The sequence below is a fragment of the Paenibacillus sp. VCA1 genome, assembly GCF_031583795.1.
Taxonomy (GTDB): domain Bacteria; phylum Bacillota; class Bacilli; order Paenibacillales; family Paenibacillaceae; genus Paenibacillus_AQ; species Paenibacillus_AQ albilobatus.
Genome location: NZ_JAVLSX010000001.1, coordinates 266,896 through 283,925, shown reverse-complemented (window position 1 = coordinate 283,925; position 17,030 = coordinate 266,896). Strand labels below are relative to the sequence as shown.

General features: G+C 56.1%; 15 protein-coding genes. 4 read left to right on the top strand and 11 right to left on the bottom strand.

What is annotated here, in order from left to right; translation table 11 throughout:
* Positions 1-7 precede the first annotated feature (7 nt).
* Together RJP21_RS01200 and RJP21_RS01195 are read right to left on the bottom strand one after the other, a co-directional pair.
* Positions 8-1,441, bottom strand: coding sequence for a HAMP domain-containing sensor histidine kinase (locus RJP21_RS01200; protein ID WP_310857744.1), 1,434 nt, complete (start codon positions 1,439-1,441; stop codon positions 8-10).
* Between the two features lie 2 nt (positions 1,442-1,443).
* Positions 1,444-2,112 (bottom strand): response regulator transcription factor, encoded by a 669-nt coding sequence (locus RJP21_RS01195; protein WP_160039386.1) that lies wholly within the window; start codon positions 2,110-2,112, stop codon positions 1,444-1,446.
* A gap of 194 nt (positions 2,113-2,306) precedes the next feature.
* Between RJP21_RS01195 and RJP21_RS01190 the strand changes: the two genes are divergently transcribed.
* From RJP21_RS01190 to RJP21_RS01180, 3 genes are read left to right on the top strand one after another with little or no spacing between them, the layout of a single operon-like run.
* The gene (locus RJP21_RS01190) at positions 2,307-2,657 is read left to right on the top strand and encodes a PadR family transcriptional regulator (protein ID WP_310857743.1); all 351 of its coding nucleotides are present in this window, start codon (positions 2,307-2,309) and stop codon (positions 2,655-2,657) included.
* Positions 2,654-3,334: a permease prefix domain 1-containing protein gene (locus RJP21_RS01185; RefSeq protein WP_310857742.1), complete on the top strand. Its 681-nt coding sequence runs from the start codon at positions 2,654-2,656 to the stop codon at positions 3,332-3,334. Before RJP21_RS01190 ends, RJP21_RS01185 begins: the two co-directional genes overlap by 4 nt.
* Positions 3,324-3,887, top strand: a complete 564-nt coding sequence (locus RJP21_RS01180; RefSeq protein ID WP_310857741.1) for a DUF4825 domain-containing protein — start codon at positions 3,324-3,326, stop codon at positions 3,885-3,887. The genes RJP21_RS01185 and RJP21_RS01180 overlap by 11 nt, the downstream gene beginning before the upstream one ends.
* Before the next feature lie 153 nt (positions 3,888-4,040).
* On the opposite strand, the gene RJP21_RS01175 is transcribed toward RJP21_RS01180, so the two are convergent.
* Positions 4,041-4,553, bottom strand: coding sequence for a CcdC protein domain-containing protein (locus tag RJP21_RS01175; protein ID WP_310857740.1), 513 nt, complete (start codon positions 4,551-4,553; stop codon positions 4,041-4,043).
* A 291-nt stretch (positions 4,554-4,844) separates the two neighbouring features.
* Between RJP21_RS01175 and mraY the strand changes: the two genes are divergently transcribed.
* Positions 4,845-5,798 (top strand): phospho-N-acetylmuramoyl-pentapeptide-transferase, encoded by a 954-nt coding sequence (gene mraY / locus RJP21_RS01170; RefSeq protein ID WP_310857739.1) that lies wholly within the window; start codon positions 4,845-4,847, stop codon positions 5,796-5,798.
* A gap of 125 nt (positions 5,799-5,923) precedes the next feature.
* Here the strand turns inward: mraY and RJP21_RS01165 are convergent, their stop codons facing one another.
* The 8 genes from RJP21_RS01165 to RJP21_RS01130 form a co-directional block, all read right to left on the bottom strand.
* A complete protein-coding gene (locus tag RJP21_RS01165) occupies positions 5,924-7,153 on the bottom strand; it encodes a family 8 glycosyl hydrolase (RefSeq protein WP_310857738.1) in 1,230 nt (409 codons plus the stop codon).
* 478 nt (positions 7,154-7,631) lie between these two features.
* Positions 7,632-8,429 (bottom strand): inositol monophosphatase family protein, encoded by a 798-nt coding sequence (locus RJP21_RS01160; RefSeq protein ID WP_310857737.1) that lies wholly within the window; start codon positions 8,427-8,429, stop codon positions 7,632-7,634.
* 77 nt (positions 8,430-8,506) lie between these two features.
* Positions 8,507-9,289, bottom strand: coding sequence for a TrmB family transcriptional regulator (locus RJP21_RS01155; RefSeq protein ID WP_310857736.1), 783 nt, complete (start codon positions 9,287-9,289; stop codon positions 8,507-8,509).
* A 123-nt stretch (positions 9,290-9,412) separates the two neighbouring features.
* Positions 9,413-11,263: an alpha-L-fucosidase gene (locus tag RJP21_RS01150; RefSeq protein WP_310857735.1), complete on the bottom strand. Its 1,851-nt coding sequence runs from the start codon at positions 11,261-11,263 to the stop codon at positions 9,413-9,415.
* A gap of 57 nt (positions 11,264-11,320) precedes the next feature.
* The gene (locus tag RJP21_RS01145) at positions 11,321-12,499 is read right to left on the bottom strand and encodes a glycoside hydrolase family 88 protein (RefSeq protein ID WP_310857734.1); all 1,179 of its coding nucleotides are present in this window, start codon (positions 12,497-12,499) and stop codon (positions 11,321-11,323) included.
* Between the two features lie 13 nt (positions 12,500-12,512).
* Positions 12,513-14,708, bottom strand: coding sequence for a glycoside hydrolase family 31 protein (locus RJP21_RS01140; protein WP_310857733.1), 2,196 nt, complete (start codon positions 14,706-14,708; stop codon positions 12,513-12,515).
* 12 nt (positions 14,709-14,720) lie between these two features.
* The gene (locus RJP21_RS01135) at positions 14,721-15,764 is read right to left on the bottom strand and encodes a glycoside hydrolase family protein (RefSeq protein WP_310857732.1); all 1,044 of its coding nucleotides are present in this window, start codon (positions 15,762-15,764) and stop codon (positions 14,721-14,723) included.
* Positions 15,761-16,957 carry a glucuronate isomerase gene (locus RJP21_RS01130; RefSeq protein WP_310857731.1) on the bottom strand — a complete coding sequence of 399 codons (1,197 nt, stop codon included), beginning with the start codon at positions 16,955-16,957 and terminating at the stop codon, positions 15,761-15,763. Before RJP21_RS01130 ends, RJP21_RS01135 begins: the two co-directional genes overlap by 4 nt.
* Positions 16,958-17,030 lie beyond the last annotated feature (73 nt).

Below are 17,030 nucleotides of genomic sequence, written 5' to 3'. Positions count from 1 at the left end.
CTTTGTATCAGTTTTGTAACAGCGTCATACCGGGCATCCGTTTGCTGAATGCGAGCTGCACCTCCGTTCCTTTGCCAAGACGGCTCTTCAGCTCCATTTCCCCGCCCTGAAGCTCCATCAGCTGCTTGCACAGCGGCAAACCAAGCCCATGCGAGTCCCTGGAAACCACGCGGTCCCGTTTTTCCTCCGGTGGAAGAAAAAGCGCCTCCTGATCCTGATCGGATATCCCTTTGCCGTTGTCGATGATGCAGACGAATCCGCGGTCTCCCTGCTCTTTCAGCTCGATATGCAGATGTTTGCATTCGCTGTGCCGGATGGCGTTGTCGATAATGTTGAACAGCACCTGCTGCGTCCGTTTCGGGTCCAGGAACACCTCGAAATGCGAACCCTTCACCGTCGTCGAAATCATCGATTTTTCCAGCGTCGGCTTCAAAATACGGAGGCTATCCGCGATCAGGGCGCCGAGGTCCGCTTTTTCCGGCCGGATGCGCCATGCTTCGTCGCCCTTCAGCGACGTTTGCAACAGCTCCTCCACCATGTTCAGCAGCTTGGTGCTTTCCTTGCGGATGTACTGGTTGCATTCCTGAATGTCCTCCATCCGCTGCATTTTGGAGATCAGTTCGGAGAATCCGATCACCGAGGTGAGCGGCGTTTTGAATTCATGCGTGATGTTGTCGTAAAAAGCCTTCTGCTTCCCCTGCTCGTAATGCAGCAGCTCGATATGATGCTGAAGCGCATGCGACATTTCGTTAAAGCTTGCGGCCAGCTCGCCGACCTCGTCGCGGGTGTTCGCCTCGATTTTGCTGCTGAAATCCCCGACCGAAACGCGTCTTAACGCCCGTTGCAGCGCATGCAAAGGTTTCATGAGGAACGAAGCGAAGGAATAGCTTGCAAGCAGCGAGAGCACGAGGCAGCCGGCCGCTGCTCCGATAAACCAGATGCGCATCTGCCGCAGCGTCTCGACGTTTTGGCTTAAATCGAGCAAATAACGGAAGCCGCCCACGATTTTGCCCTCATACCAAAATGGAGCGGAATACACAAGCGTCTGCATCCCTTCCTTTTCCGTAATGACCGTTGCGCTTTGACCCTGCAGCGCTGCCGCGATATCGCCCCGCTTAAGCAGATTGTCCTTGTCGCTGCTGCTCCCGACGATCGTCTCGTCCGGCGCAAACAGCTGCACCTGAAAATTGCTGTTGGCGGCGAGATGCGAAGCGATAAAAGGCGCATAGGCGCCCGAAAACAGCTGGTCCATGCTTATTTTTTTGTCGCTGACGATTTTGAGCGCCTCGATCCGGTGCAGGGCGAAATATTGGCTCAAGGTTTGCGTATCGCGCTCAATCATGCTTTTGTTCAGCGTGTAATTGACGACAAAATACATCGCCGCCAGCAGCATCACGATCGTGACGGCATGTTGAAGAAACATTTTGTTCCGCAGCCCCATCGCTATACCTCCAGCTTGTAGCCCGTGCCGTGGACGGTTGCCACCAGATGGTCATGCGGCTTCATTTTTTCCCTGAGGCGATTCACCATCATGTCGACGGAACGGGTATGGCCGTAATATTCGTAGCCCCACACGCGATCGAGCAGTTCCTCCCGCGTAAATACCTTTTTCGGATTCGTGCACAGCAGCCAGAGGAAATCGAACTCCTTGCTTGTAGTTTTCAACGGCTTGCCCGCGACCCGGCAGGAGCGCTCCCTCCGGTCGATTTCGATGCAGCCGATCGCGACCGTCTCGGACGGGGGCTGCGACGCCCGCATGCGGCGCATGACGGCTTTGATCCGCTCCACCAGCTCGCGCGTTTCGAACGGCTTCGTCAAATAATCGTCGGCGCCCAGCTGGAACCCGAGGATTTTATCATTCATTTCGTTTTTGGCCGTCAGCACGATGACGGGAATGCTGCGGTACTGCTGCTGAAGCAGCTGGAGCAATTCAAATCCCGACCGGTCCGGCAGCATCAAATCGAGCAAAACGAGATCCGTCCGCCCCTGCGCAAGAACATCCAGGCCTTCGGCGACGCTGCCGGCAATGGCCGGCCGATACCCCTCCACCTCCAGACTCAGCTTCAGCAGCATCTGGATGCTGGCATCGTCTTCGATGATTAAAATATTCACCGCTATGACCCTCCTCCCGCATACATATGGAGATTTTGCATTTTTCGACACCAGATGACTTATTTACAGTTCAACTTAGCTTAAATTGAGCGAGATGTAAATCGGGGTTTTTTGGGGCGTATCGGCATTTGATCTTAAATTACATTGTCACACATAGTAATATGTGATACATTGCAAATACGAGGTGAACGTAAATGGGAGAAAGCAGCATCAGCAGCGATCTGATCCGCGGCAACATCGATACGATCATTCTTCGGGTCTTATGCGAAGGCGACAATTATGGTTACGAAATCATCAAATCCATATCTAAATACAGCCAAGGGCAATATGAACTTAAAGAACCGTCGCTCTACACCAGCCTGAAGCGGCTGGAGTCCCAAGGGAATATCGCATCTTATTGGGGCGATGAAAGCCAGGGTGGACGCCGGAAATATTACACGATCACGACGCAGGGGCGAAAGACGTATCACCACAACGTAAACGCATGGAAAATGGGCAAAAAGTTGATCGATCAACTGATCGGATCCGGGGAGGGAGACGAATGAATCCTTTACGCGAGCATGTAGAGCAGTTATTTGCAGGGTATAAGCAGACTCGCCAGGTGCGCGAATTAAAGGAAGAGATTTTGGGCAATTTGGAAGCCAAGGTCGCCGATTTGACGGCGGAAGGAACGGAATACGGCGAGGCCGTAAAAGCAGCCAAAGCAGGCATGGTCAGCGTCGACGGTTTGATCGAAGGACAAATGCATTACGATGCGGCAAAATATCGGGAAGAACTGATGCAGACGGCGCTGCTGTACTGCCTGATCGCATGGATCGTCACCATCCCGATGCGCCTCGTCGGCGTCGCCGGTCAGCTCAGTTTGCTGCTGCCGCTGATCGCGCTCCTATTGGGCATCATCTACTTGATCGTCCGCGGTTCCGCTACGGGAGAAAACCGCCGGAACGAGACATGGGATCAAGCAGCGGCGGAACGCAGCCGGAAGCTGGCTTGGATCGTATGGGGAATTTTCGTTCTGGTTATGACGGCGTCCACGACCGCGCTTCATATGGGAAGCAATATTTGGTTCGGCAGACCGCTGCATATTTCGGGCCCGTACCAGTTTGGCGTTCTTGCGGCAAATTACGTCTGGCCTTTGGTCACGGTGATCGTTCCGCTGATCTTTAACGCTTCGGTCCGGCTTAAATATAAACACGGGGCAGGTGCCGGATATGTGGACTAAAAACAAAACGATCCTTCTGCTAGCTGCAGCAGGCATCCTGCTGTTCGGCACGGTTCAAGGCGTCATCCTGCCGAAATGGGAGCGGGACCGGCAGGCTTACGAAGCCGCTCAGCAAAACCCGCAGACCCATGATCTGCAAAGCATCGCAAAATATGAAACCAAATATATGGGAAACGCCAGCAACCTGTCCAATTTGATGCACTCGCTTCCCTTAAACGAAGTTCGAAGCACGTTTGAGCTGCACCCGGATACGCTGACGGCGGATATCGTCTATCATGCGAAAACGGCTGAAATCAATCAGGAACGTCTTGATCGTTCCCTGATTTACAACGCTACCGCAGCCTTTGCCTTGATCGGCAATCTGGGCGAAATCCGCTTCAAATTCGACGACCGGACGTATACGGCCAAACGGAGCGACCTTGAACATTGGTACGGCAAAAAACTGTCCTCCCTCACCGACTCACCGAAGATTTGGCAGCCTGTGGTGGAGCAGCCGCTTGACCATCCCGATTACGTCGAAAAAGGAATCGCCAGCTTGTTTACTATCCTATAGGGATAGGCATGATTCAGCAAGCTGCAGAAGACAATGGAGGAATTAAGCAGCAAGTGAGGCCGAGAAACAGATCGCTGCAGCCAAAGGAACAAAACACGGAAGCCCCTAGAGCTATTACTCGCAACAGTTAGATAGCTCTGGAGGCGTTTTGGCTTAGGAGTCCATTTTCGACACGTTGGACTGGTTGCGATTGACTTTGGCGAAAATGCCGGCCACGCGAACAATAATCATTGCACCAGCCATAAGAATGAAAATGGGTCCAAGCACTTCTAGGTCAAAGTGGTGCTGCATCGAGAAACGGTAGGCCTCTTTCCCATGATGCGTAACGAATTCAATTAAAACGATGCGAAAGATAAATACAAAGGCCAATATTGCAATACTTGCAGGGTTAGTGTAAACATAGGTTTTTCCGTTTGTTTGATCATATTCGGCACGGGACAGAAGGACCAGAACTAACCCGATCAGGGCGCCGAGTATGATCGAAGCCGCGAGCAGCAAGCCATTGTTGCCGCCTGTTGGCACATCTTTCAAATAAGTGGCAGCAAAGTAGCCGAGAATTGCAATGGGCAGCAGCGCTCGGATCCAGTTGAACGGTTTCCGTCCGAACGAACTGATCACAAGCACGCCGAAAATAGCGATTGTAGAAATCCAAAGACTTGTTGTCATAGGTTGCCTCCTGGTTTATTAGGTATGTTTCAATCATACCGTTTGCAAGAAGACGCCCGCGTCCATAAAGGGATTGATTCAAATGACGCCGTTTATCCATCTACAGGTGGATAAACGGCGCTGCTTAATAAAGGTACCACGAAAAAACGGAGAGAAACGGGTCTGATATGAGGGGCCGACCGGTTCGCAAGGGATTTTTTAAGAATTCCCTAATAAAAGGAATGTTTGTCTTCATGCCCGAATTATTTATATGATAGGGGCACCATATTTTTCAATTAAGGAGTTTATCCAATGTACGGAATTATGGCTGTTTCCGGCCTGTCCTTTCTGCTGGTGGCGGCGCTGATGCCGCTGTTGATCCGGGCGCTGCGCAGACTGCGGCTGACGCAGCCGATCCGCGCCGAGCTCCCCGCCGACCATCAGGCCAAACGCGGCACGCCGCTGATGGCGGGGCTTATCCTGCTCATCGGGGTAGTGACTTCGCTGCAGTTCCACCCGGTGCCGCTCATGCTGCTGCTGTGCGTGACGTTTTTGCTGTTCAGCTCGGTCGGTTTTCTGGATGATTTCAAAAAGGCCTTCTGGCAGGACCCTTCCGGCATCTCCGGCCGGACGAAGCTGGTGCTTCAATTCCTTTTTACGGGAGGCGTTTTGTATGTGCTGCTTCATTCGTTCGGCTTGACGAGCGACATCGCGTTATTTCAAGGGTACGAGCTTCACCTGCCGGTATACGTGTATGTGGCGGTCATACTGCTGTTTGTGGTCGGTTCCGCGAATGCCATCAATTTTACGGACGGGCTGGATGGGCTGCTGATCAATGTGTCCGTTCCGACGTATTTTTTCTTTTTCATGATTTCGGACAAACCTGAAGTGCAGACCTTTTCGCTTGTCATGATCGGCTGTCTGCTCGGACTTTTTCTTTACAACATTTATCCGGCAAGGGCGTTCATGGGCGATACGGGGTCGATGGCGATCGGCGGTTCCCTCTCCGTACTGGCCGTCATCGAGAAGGTCGAAATTTTGATTCCGATTTTGTTTTCCGTCTATTTGGCGGAACAGCTGTCGGTCATTTTGCAGGTATGGTACTATAAACGGACGAAGCTGCGGCTGTTCCGGATGACCCCGATCCACTTCCATTTCAGCCTGAAATACGGATGGAGCGAAAACAAAATCGTCATGATCTTCGGTTTCATTTCGTGGATATCGGTGCTGGTCTGCTGGCTGATCTGGAAATACCTCATGCATTAAGGCAAAATCTGCGTGCAAGGAAAAGATAGCTTTGAAATAAATACGAGTCTCCACGCGAAGAAAGGCCCGATGAGCTTCAACAGCTGATCGGGCCTTTAAACTATCGTTTCCTCTTCGATAGATTCTTAATACGTCCACCAGTTGCCGGACATCACGATCATCGAAAACAGTTTGATGCTATCTTCATAGTAGCCTTCGTTCGAGCTTCCGGCCGTTTTGGACCATACGGAGTTCAGCCAGCTTTGGTTGGCCGAGGACGTCATGGCGCTGACGCCGAAAGGAGCGTAAAACGCGCCGCTGTTGTAGGAGCCGACGACGCTACCGTTCAGCTTATAACCGTCTTTGATGCTGCTTGGATTGCTGCTTGCTTTGCCTTTGATCCAGGTGTTCATTTGGTTCAGCTGATTCAGCGCGCGGTTATCCCCTGACATCAGGTAGTCGGTCGTAATCCGCCATGGCGTGCGGCAGGAATTGTATTCGTAGTTCCCGTCATTGGCGCCTTCCAGGAAGTCTGCCGGAGCCGGCTTGTACGCTCCTCCGGACAACACCACGAAATCCGGAAGCAGGCCCGTCGACGAGCTGTAGTTGTTGTAAATCGAATTGATGATCGTGTAGGTTTTATCGATGACGTTGTTCCATCTCGAATCCCCGGTTGCGGCCTGGAAAGCCTTCATATGGTTCAGCATGAAATCCGAAGGGCGCGTCGCGTCTTTATATTTGCTGTCCGTCGCCCAATCGCCGAGACGCAAGGTCCATTGGGTTTGGTTGACGTCGCTTTGCATAATCGCGCCAATGATATTTTTGGCCGCCTGGAGATAGTTGATGCTGCCGCTGCTTCCCCACTGCTTGTCCGCAAGGAGCAGCGAATAAGCGATATCCATGTCGCCGTCGGTGGCTGAATCTGCGCCTTCGATGTTCTGGAAGCTGCTGTTTTGTTTCCACGCCATCAGATACGGATTGTTGTCGCTTGGATGTTCCTTGTAATATTTATAAAGTCCGTCAAAATAGGTCTGCGCATTGCTGTCGTACCCGGCCATCAACACGGTTGCCAGCATGCCGTAGCCATGGGCCTCGGACACCGTGTCGCCGTTGGACTGGTATTTCACGTAATATTTTCCGGTTCCGGCCGGCTTCAAATAAGCCGCTTTCCAGCTGTCCCACTTCGATTGGACGGCGCTGTCCATCGCGCTTTGCGTGACGTTGCTCGGTTTGATCGTACCGGATGTATATGTCGTATGCTGCGGAAACGGCTTGTTAGGAGATGCGAAAGCGAAACTTGCGGGAATCAAGAGAAAAGCGAGACAACTCATCATAACAGCTTTGCCGCGAAGCGAAAACTTTCCGTTTTTTCTCATTTTCCTTACTCTCCTTTAAAGTCGATTTTTGGATCCGTGACATAACCTTTATGCCGGATGACATTAGGCAGCATCTTGTTGGAAAGTAATAACGGTTACATCAAAAAAGCCTGTACAAACACCTCCTTTAAGTTAAAGCGCTTTAATTTTAGCGCCTATATTCATTTTAGATGCCATGCTAATATTTGTAAATAGTTCCAGAATAGATTGAATCGAAAGTCCTGATTCGACATGTTTCTAGAAAAACGTATATCGACATGCTTTCACGGAAGACAGACCGCATTTAGCAGAGGTTATTCCTTAGTTCATAAAATTGGTCAACTTCGCTGAAAACTTATAAATTCTATGATCTCCCAAAAAAAACCCGGGGCTAACGCCCCGGTCCTCTGCCCTCATGCGAAAAAACGCTTCTTCATCCACCGTCGCTGCTCACGTCCCCGGCGGGTTCTGCCCGCTGGAAAAAAACCTTGATGCTTTGTTACTCCACCAGCACCTGTTGAATGCCAATCCGCAGCGGTTCATGCCCGGCGATGATGCCCGCGGTTCCCCATGTAAACGGCTTGCCGTCCACGTCCGACACGCTTCCGCCAGCCTCCTCGATCAGCAAGGCACCGGCCATCCAGTCGTAAATTTCACGCCCGAATTCCCAATAAGCATCCATCCGGCCGCAGGCGACATATGCCATTTGGAGCGCGACGGACCCCAGCATGCGCACGGCCGTCGATTCGGGAAGCAGCTTGCCGAGGCTCCAGGAGGTGAAGCGGACGTTTTCCGGTTCGATGTCGACTTTGTTCGGCGGAGCCGTCAGCAGCAGCGCATCCGACAGGTTCGTTTTCCGCGCCACCCCGATCCGCTCTCCGTTCAGGAAAGCCCCTTGGCCCCGCAGCGCATGAAAAAACTCGTCCTGGTTCGCATCATATACAGCGGCAAAGACGGGAGCGCCGTCTTCGATCAGACATAAGGAGGTCGACCAGAACGCCAATCCTTGGTGCAGATGCACCGCGCCGTCGACTGGATCGAGCACCCAATAGGCCCCGCCGAATTCGGGATCGGCCTGTTTGCCGGCATCCAGCTCGGCTTCCGACCAGCGCACGCCGGGATAACGGGACTCCAAAGCCTTTCGAATCTCCCGTTCGGCCCAGCCGTTCGCTTCCACGAAACGTTCGGTCAGAAGCTCCCGGGTTTGCGGCGGCTGCTCGCGGTTGTATTTTTGCAAAAGAAGCTGCCCGGTGCGGGTTAAAACGTCACGAATTTCCTCGACATTCACTTGGATCATCAAAATGCATCTCCTTCGTTTTTTTGATGGTATTTATAAATACTACTATAAAATCCGCAAAAAAGTCGGAGCCGACCCTATGTGAGCAGCTCCCGGTAAGAGGAAACGATCTTTTCGTAATCCTTGCCGTAGTTTTCCTCCAATGCAGCACCAAAGTCCCGTTCGATCCGCTCGCCGATCAAATCATGGTAAAATCCGTTTTTCAAAAGCTCGATGATCGACGGATGGTCCGTTTCCAGCGCGGACAATTTGACGGTTTTGCCAAAGCTTCCGATCAGCGCTGCCTTGCCGTCGGCTAAAATGGAAAATTTCCTGGATATATGCTCTTCCCAATCCGCACTCCGCAGATGAGTGATGACTTCCTTCAGAGGGGTTTGAACCTCGCCGATCGTAATGACGATCACGCGAACGCCCCGCCCTTCGGCATCCAGCAGCGCTTCTTCCATCGCTTGAAAATCTTCGGACCACACATCCACGATCATGCTGTGCTCGCTGTTGGCGATCACCCTCTCCATAGCCTGCCGCAGCGCTTGCTCTCCCTTCCAGGAATAAAAGGACGCCGCTTTTTTCGGAGGCGCATCCAGCTCCTGCAGCAGCAGCCTGGAGGTTTGGTCGAAACGCGTCTTCATCGTGCGGATCAGCTGGGCGATCGGAACGGCATCGTACAAAACGGGCTCGGCCTCAATCGTGCGGCATACCCCTTTGTCCGTAAGCGCGCGCAAAGCGGCATAAACGTTGGTGCGGGATACGGATACCCGTTTAGCGACTTCATATCCGGAAATCTCCGGCTCTTCCAGCAAGGCCAAATAAATTCTCGCCTCCAAATCGGACAAGCCGATGCTTCGCAGTTCCTCGATCATGGGCTGATCTCCTTTCTTTGATTTCATAGTATTATTTATAAATACTACTCACGAAGACACAGCCTGTCAACTCGAAAAAAAAGAAACAACCCGGACCGGAAAGCCGGCAGCGGGCTGTTCTTCTTATATCAAGGATTTGGCCGCCGGCGTTAACCTCAGTTGACGCGGCTGCATCAAATACGCGCCTTCGATTCGCTCGGCATGCAGCCCGATCCGGTATTCGCCCGCTTCCGGAAAATGAAGCGTGCCTGCTTCGAATTCGCGGAAATCATACGGATCTCCGGTCGGCCTGACCTCTTGGCGGAGCGTTTGACCGGAAGGGGAAACCTCTAGCCGGAAAGAACCTCCTCCATCCCCGCCGCATCCGTAAACGAGACCTGCCGTAAACGAGCAGGGACTGGAAGTGCGTATGCTCCAGAACGCAAAATCCGCCGGGTCGGACCAATCCAGCAAGTTATCGCGGTTCTTTTTGCCTGTGTCGTAACGGAGCGTGGCGCCGGATATTTCGCTTTCAAAAACCCCCAGCTCATACATCCGCGGCGCTCCGGCGCCATCCGCCAGCAATCGGATGGGGTTCCCCCGAACCTCCTCCGCGCATAGGGCTGCCAGCACGGTCGGCTTTCCGTCCGCAATCTGCGGCTTATCGTCCAGAAATACGACGATATCCTGTGCGCCCTGGCGCCGGAAAGCCAAATCCTCCCCTCCTGCGAGGGGATAGATCCGTTCGACCCGGCTGAGCAGCCCGGGCACCACCAGCTGCCCGTCCACCGGCCAATCGTAGATGTGCAGGTACAACGTTTGGCCTTTTAAGGTGCATCTTCCCCAAGACGGTTTTGCAGTCGGAGACGCGCCCGCACCGTAAATGCCATCCCCGTTCACCCGCAGCCACTGTCCCACCTCCAGCAGGATGGACTCGGAGACCGGGTCCCACTCGCCCGTGGCCGTTGGTCCAACATTGATGACGAGGTTGCCGTTTTTGCTGACCACATCGACAATCTGGCGAATGATAACATCCGGCCGCTTCCAATTGGAGTCCGATTTTTTATATCCCCAGGAATCGTTCAGCGTGATGATGTTTTCCCAGTCGCGGCGGATCGTCCGCGTTTCGAGCTGATTGTCGGAGGTGTTGGCGTAATCCCCGAGCGGGCTTTTCCAGACGCGGCTGTTCACCAGGCAGTCCTGCTGCAGGGCGTGAACGGTGGTTAGGAACAATTCCCCCTGCTCCCGGGTCAGCTTGCCGCCGCAGTCGAACCACATCAGCCCGACCTTGCCGTATTCGGTCAGCATCTCGCGCACCTGCGGCAGCGATTTGCGGTGAAGATATTGGTCGAACCGGTAACGTTTGTCATCATCGTGAATCCAGCTCTCCACCTCGTCGTAGGCGCCGATATTGCCGGGATAGTCCCATGTGTTCCCCTGCGAGTCCGGGTCATGCCAATCCATGGCATGCGAATAATAAATGCCGAGAACCAGCCCTTCCTCGCGGCACGCTTCCGCCAATTCCCTCAAGGGGTCCCGCCCGAACGGGGTATGCCTCACGATGGAGTAGTCGGAGATTTTCGAGTCGTACATCGCAAACCCGTCATGATGTTTGGCGGTAAAAATGATATATCTCAGCCCGGCCTGCTTGGCGGTTCGCACCCATCTTCCCGCATCGAAAGCGGTCGGATTAAATTGCTCCGCCATTTCCTCGTAGGCCCGCACCGGAATGCGGGCGCGCAGCATAATATGCTCGCTGTAAGAAGCCTCGACTTCTTCTCCGTTCCACTCCCCGGCAGGCATCGCATAAGGCCCCCAATGAATGAACAGGCCAAGTCTGGCTTCGCGCCACCAAGCGATCCTTCGCTCATGGGCCTCGTCCCCGGTGTCCGCGCCGTCGTTCACGGCCTGCAGAGGATCATCCAGAAGATTTTCCTCGCGGACGGCCGATGGATGCTCGTGTCCCGTTTTGTTGATGTCCGTCTGATTCCCCATGGTTCTCCAGATCCCCTTTCCATGTCCCGTGTGTTCAATAGCCGATTCGGACAACCGTTACCAAAAACTGAGCTTGGAACCGCGCAGCCTGGATACGGCCTCCACGAAGAAATAATCCCCGTAAATGAGCGGCGTATCGATATGCACTCCGCCCGGCAGATTGGAGGTGCCCGACAAAATCAAACCTTCCTCGTCCTCACGATCCCAAGCGCCGTAACGCTCATCCAAAGCACGGACAAGCCGTCCGGCGGCGTCCAAATACGTTTGGCCTTCCCCGGCGGGGACATGCGCCGCGAGCTCGATCAGCCCGCAGGCGGCGCAGGCGCCGGCGGAGGTGTCGCGCGGGGTGTCGTCGTTCCGGGGCGCCCGGAAGTCCCAATGCGGGACGTAATCCTCCGGCAGATTGGCCAAAAAGAAATGCGCGGCCCGCTTGGCGCCGGTCAGAAACGCTTCGTTGCCGGTGTACTTATAAGAAAGCGCCATCCCGTATACCGTCCAGGCGCTGCCTCTCGCCCAGGCCGAATCCGCGGCATATCCCTGCCCGGCATCCGCGCCCAGCAGCTCCCCGGTTTCGGCGTCGAAGCGCAAAATGTGATAGCTCGATCCGTCCGGGCGCATGAAATGCTCGAGGACCGTTTCCGCATGCGCGGCGGCGATATGGCGAAAGCGCGGGTCGCCCGTCGTTTCCGACGCCCAGTACAATAGCGGCAGGTTCATCATCGTGTCGATGATCGACCAGCCTGCGCGGTTGACGTTTTCCGCGTCATGCCATGCCCGGATATACCGGCCCTTCAGGTTAAAGCGGCTCGCCAGCTGCGATGCCGCCATCAGCCCGCGCTGCCGGGAGCGCTCGTTCCCCGTGATGCGGTAATCGGCCACGGCGGACAGCAGCCAGATAAACCCTGAATCATGGTGCACCGCCAGCGCGTGCAGCGGTTCGTCCAGACGTTCCTCGCACCGCTCCGCGATGTCTCTGAATTCCGGTTGTCCGCCGTCCGCGGACAGCTGCCATAAAATGCCCGGCCAGAAGCCGGCCGTCCACCAGGATACGCGCATATCGTCGTATACGCCGTTTACGGAGGCATGCGGGCAACTGACGCCGATGCGGCGGCTGGTCCGACCTATTTTTACCCGAATCCGTTCCCACACGCCTTCCGCCCAGGCGTGGACGGAAGCGGGAATTTCCGCAGGTTGATGCGTATTTGCAGCGTTCTTCCGTAAAGTCTGTTCACTCATCGTGTACTCCTCCTCAAATTGCAGGCTCGGTTGATTCCGGCGGCAGGCAGGTCTGCCCGAACCGCCAGCCCGTTATACGGTAACGGCATCCCTGCCCTCCCGATTCCACGGTACCGGAAAAGCTCCCGTCCGCGGCTTTGGCCACCGTCACCTTCCGCCAGCATCCGCCGGTCCGTTCGTAATCAAAGGTTTCTCCGTCATCGTCGTACAGCAGGCTTTCGCCCGGTGCGGATCCAAAATGGATCAGCTCTACCGGAATGTCCCCTTCAGGCACATGGTCCAGGGCAGGCATCATCGGAATGACCGCACCCTCGCGCACAAAAAGCGGCAGGCGTTCCAGCGGGCACTCCGCGCGAATGACGCGCCCGCCTTCGCGGCGCACGCCGGTTTCGGCTTCATACCAAACGCCCTCCGGCAGCAGCACATCCCTTCCGGTTTCGCCCGCAAACATCGGCGCGACAAGCAGATCGCGCCCGATGCAAAACTGGTCATCCCATTCGCGCCTAAGCTGGGTTCCGTAGGCCCCCTCCGAAGTGTCGAGCACACCGAAAGCCCGGCTTGATCCTTTCGGGGAGCCGTCGTTTGCGGCTGCACCGTCCGTCTTTTCTCCGGCGGCAGATGCCGCGCTCTTCTTCGTTCGCTTTTCTTCGTCCAATACGAGCGGCATGGCCGGAAACGGCGGGATTCCCTTCGCCTCGTATTCGGCAAACACGGTGTATAGATAGGGCAGCAGGCGCATCCGCAAACGGATATAATGGCGGATCGTCGCCTCCGCTTCGGGATCGCTCCACGGCTTCACGCCGTCCCCCCAGGCGTTCAGCATCGCCAAAGGCGAGAAACAAACCGTCTGCATCCGCCGCACCCAATCTTCGGTGCCTTCGGTCCGGCGCACCTCCGGACTCCATAGCAGCCCGCAAAACGATGCATTGCACAGCGCTCTGACGAACTGCCTGTGATCGTACAAATCCGAATACAGCACGTACGGAAGCGGGGACGCGCCCGCGTTGGAGGCCCGCGCCAGCCCGTAAGTGCGCCGGTTATTTCTGCGGAAAATGCCGCTTGTCATGTCCTGCAGCAGCAACCCGTACAGCTGCCGCATCTGCTCCCCGTCATGTCCGGACGGAAAGGCGGCATGCGCCGGAAACATCCATGAATTGCGGGTTAGTTCGCTGCCGTCGCATTCGTCCAGCTTGTAGCCGGATATGCCGAGGCTGACATGCTCCCGTTCATGCTGGGCGGCGTACAGCTCCCGCGCGTTTTCCAGCGTATAGTCTGGGGCGAGGCCGCCCCAGACGGAATAATCGCCGGACAGCGCCTTCAGCCAGCCGTACAATCCCGATCGCGGCGATACGTAGGGATGCTCCCACAGATTGAGCCGGAACCCGGCCTGCCGCATGCGGGAAACGAATCCGGCCGGGTCCGGAAAACGGCCCGCATCCCATTCATACGTGACCGGGTAGCTTGCCGAATGCCAACCCGGCTCCAGCCCGATGACGTCGCAAGGAATGTCCCTTGCGCGAAATTCCATCGCCTCCCGCTCGACCTCTTCATCCCGGTACAACGTCGGGACGCGGTGCCAGAAGCCCAGCCCCCAGCGCGGGGGCAGCACGCCGCCGCCGCAGAACAGGTTGTAGCGCCGCACCGCATCCATCATGCCGGGACCGGCAAACAGATATACCGCCGCCCCTTCCGGCGGGAGCCGGATTTCCAGCCGGTCCGATACCGGCGTCGCTTTCCAGCCGCGATCCGTATTGCGGTCGCGGGCTTCGGACGCGGCGCTTTCGCGCTGCCGCAGCGTCGACCCGCAATACAAGGTGACGGCGCGCGCGGTGTCCACCAGCACGCCGTACCCCCGCCCGCTCACCAGGAAAGGGACGGGCGCATGCGTCTCCCCCGTATCCTGCCGGGGATCGCTGTTCACCCGCAGGTACCGGGTACGGCCGCGCTGATTCATCCGCATGAACTGCAGGCCGGCGCCGTACAGCTCCTCGCTTTGGTCGAGCGGAAACGACAGCAGGCTCCCGCCTGCTTTCAGCCCTGTGAATGCGATTTCCTCCCAATCTAGCGGAAGCGAAACATCCGGCATCTCGGTCATCGCTTCCGTTTTCGGCTTCCGGTTCATGCAGGTGAGCGGCGTCAGCCCCTCCGGACTGCCGATGGTCGTCTTCCATACGCCCGGCGCCGCCTGAATCCATTCCGTATGCTGCATCAGCTGTCCCTCCTACAGACCGCCCGGCGGATCTGCCGCAAGCGGTATCACCATATTCCATGTCTGCTGCGCATGACGGAAACCTCCCGGCCCGTCGGCGGTCGCCGCAAACAAATGCGTCGGCCTGCCGTCCTGAAAGAGCAGGAACGGCCGCTCGAAGCTGCCCATCACCCGCTTCCGTCCGTCATCCCATAAGATTTCCCGCGAATAAGCTTTAGGAGCATCGGCTAGCCGCCAATCCGTCCCGTTGTCCGACACGGCCAAAATGCCGCCGTGCTTTTCGCCGCAAAGATGGCCTTCCATGTCTTTGGCGATCATGGCATACCCGCTTTCGGTCCGCCACACGAACGGGTCTTCCACATGCACTTCAGGCGGAAACAACGGCTCCTCGCGGATGACGCGGTAAGGTCCCTCCGGCCCATCCGCCACCGCCGCGCCAAGCGTCATATTGCCGTACGTATGCCCTTCGTATTTCCGCGCTTTATAAATCAGGAGCACCGATCCGTCCTCTCTGATGCAAGGAGCCGGATTCGAAGTCAGGTAGCTGTCGAACTTGCCGGGGCGCACAGGCAAAATCGGAGCGTCAAGCCGCTTCCAAGGTCCGAACACGCTGTCCGATACGGCCAGGCCTACCCGTTTGTTCGCTCTCGCCGCGATCGCGCGGCAGTCGTCCAGTCCAATCGGTTCTTCGGGCGTCACTTCCGCAAACGGATGCGTCGACCCCATGTAGTAGAGAAAGTATTTGCCGCCATGTCGGATGATATGAGGATTATGCGTGCTGCGCCCGTCCCAATACTCCGCGCCCCTGGCGGGAAGCACCGTTTCGGCATAAAGATAAGGTCCCTCCGGCGTATCCGATACGGCTCTGACGACCTCCGAACGGAGCAGCCAGCCCGGATGCATCGGCAGCCAGCCGGGCCATCGGGAAGCAAACATATGATAGCGCCCGTCCTCGCCGCGTACGACCGATCCGCACCATACCCACCAGCCGTCCATCCGAAAGCCGCCGTTAAGCGGCGCGGGCAGCATCCGATCCATAAGCGAAAAATCCATCATGCTCCCTCCCGCCCCTTCAGGCCGTAACGCCTGGCCGCACTCCCATGCAGCCATTCCGCCGCGCAGTAAAGCGCAAATTCGCGGTCCATCCATCCCTTGGCTACCTGTTCATCCAAAAATCCCGCCAACAGCCGCTTCACGAGATGAATCTTTCCGTACGTCCATTCGATGCAGCGGGCATCGGATACGATCAGCGAGCTTTTGGCGGGAGCCAGCGCTTCGAGCCGATACTGCATGCTTTTCGTATAAGTGCTTGCCCGAAAGTTATACCACCACATCCCGCCGACGTGAACATTCGGGAAATTCCATGCCGCCTGCACGACGTCCAGGTTGCTCAACTCCGCGGCGGTGACCAGCTCAATCGGTATGGAGTATTTTTCAAAAAATCCGTACAACCGGACGACGCGGAGCGGATCATTTACCGGAGCCGCGGAAGTGCTGCCCCATCTGCGCTCCACGCCGAGAAACAGCTGCAAAAACATGCCGCGGCGCTCAAGCTCTGCGCACACTTCGTGCAAAAGCATAAACAGCACCTCGTCGGACCGGCTGTCTTCGCTGATTCGGTACGATTCATGCGCCGCCGCCTCAAATTCCGGGAGCGTGGTCATGATGCCGGGGCAGCCCATCTCCTGATATTCGCCCAACTGTTTGCGAACCTGTTCCTTCGCCAGCTCAAACGCTTCTTCCCGCCGATCCGACTGCAATATTTGTCCGACCCGCTTTGGCAGCCAGCCGTCGATCCGCGGAAACAGCAGCGCATCCTGCTCCATTCCTTCAAAGGAGGCATGCTGCGGATGATTGACGGCAAAACGGCGCACATGCAGCCGATCCGCCACGTTTTGCGCCCAGCCGGGACCTTTACGGTTTGCCTTGATCCGCGCATCCGCTTCCCGGACCGATGCCTCGCCCGTCAGCTCCACCTCGTACAAGTCCTTCAAAATCGTGGTGAACGCGATGTTCATCAGCGTGTTGCGCGAAGCATGGTAGGCCTTCAGGAAAGCCTCAATCCGCTTTCCCTCCGGCAAAGCTCCCGCCCCGGGCGGATAACCTGCGGTCTGAAGCTCGCGGTTCAGCCAGAAATAGTCGGCGATTTCCCAAAAGTCCTCCGCGCATAAACGGTCTCCCACCAGATGGGTATGCGTATCGATGACGTCCATCGCCATGATGTCGTCCAGCAAAGATGCCTCTTTCATCCGAAACCCTCCTTTGGTTGCCTGCTTGCTTTATCTTTTCGTCCTTAACGTCCTTCCACGATGGATTGCGGCA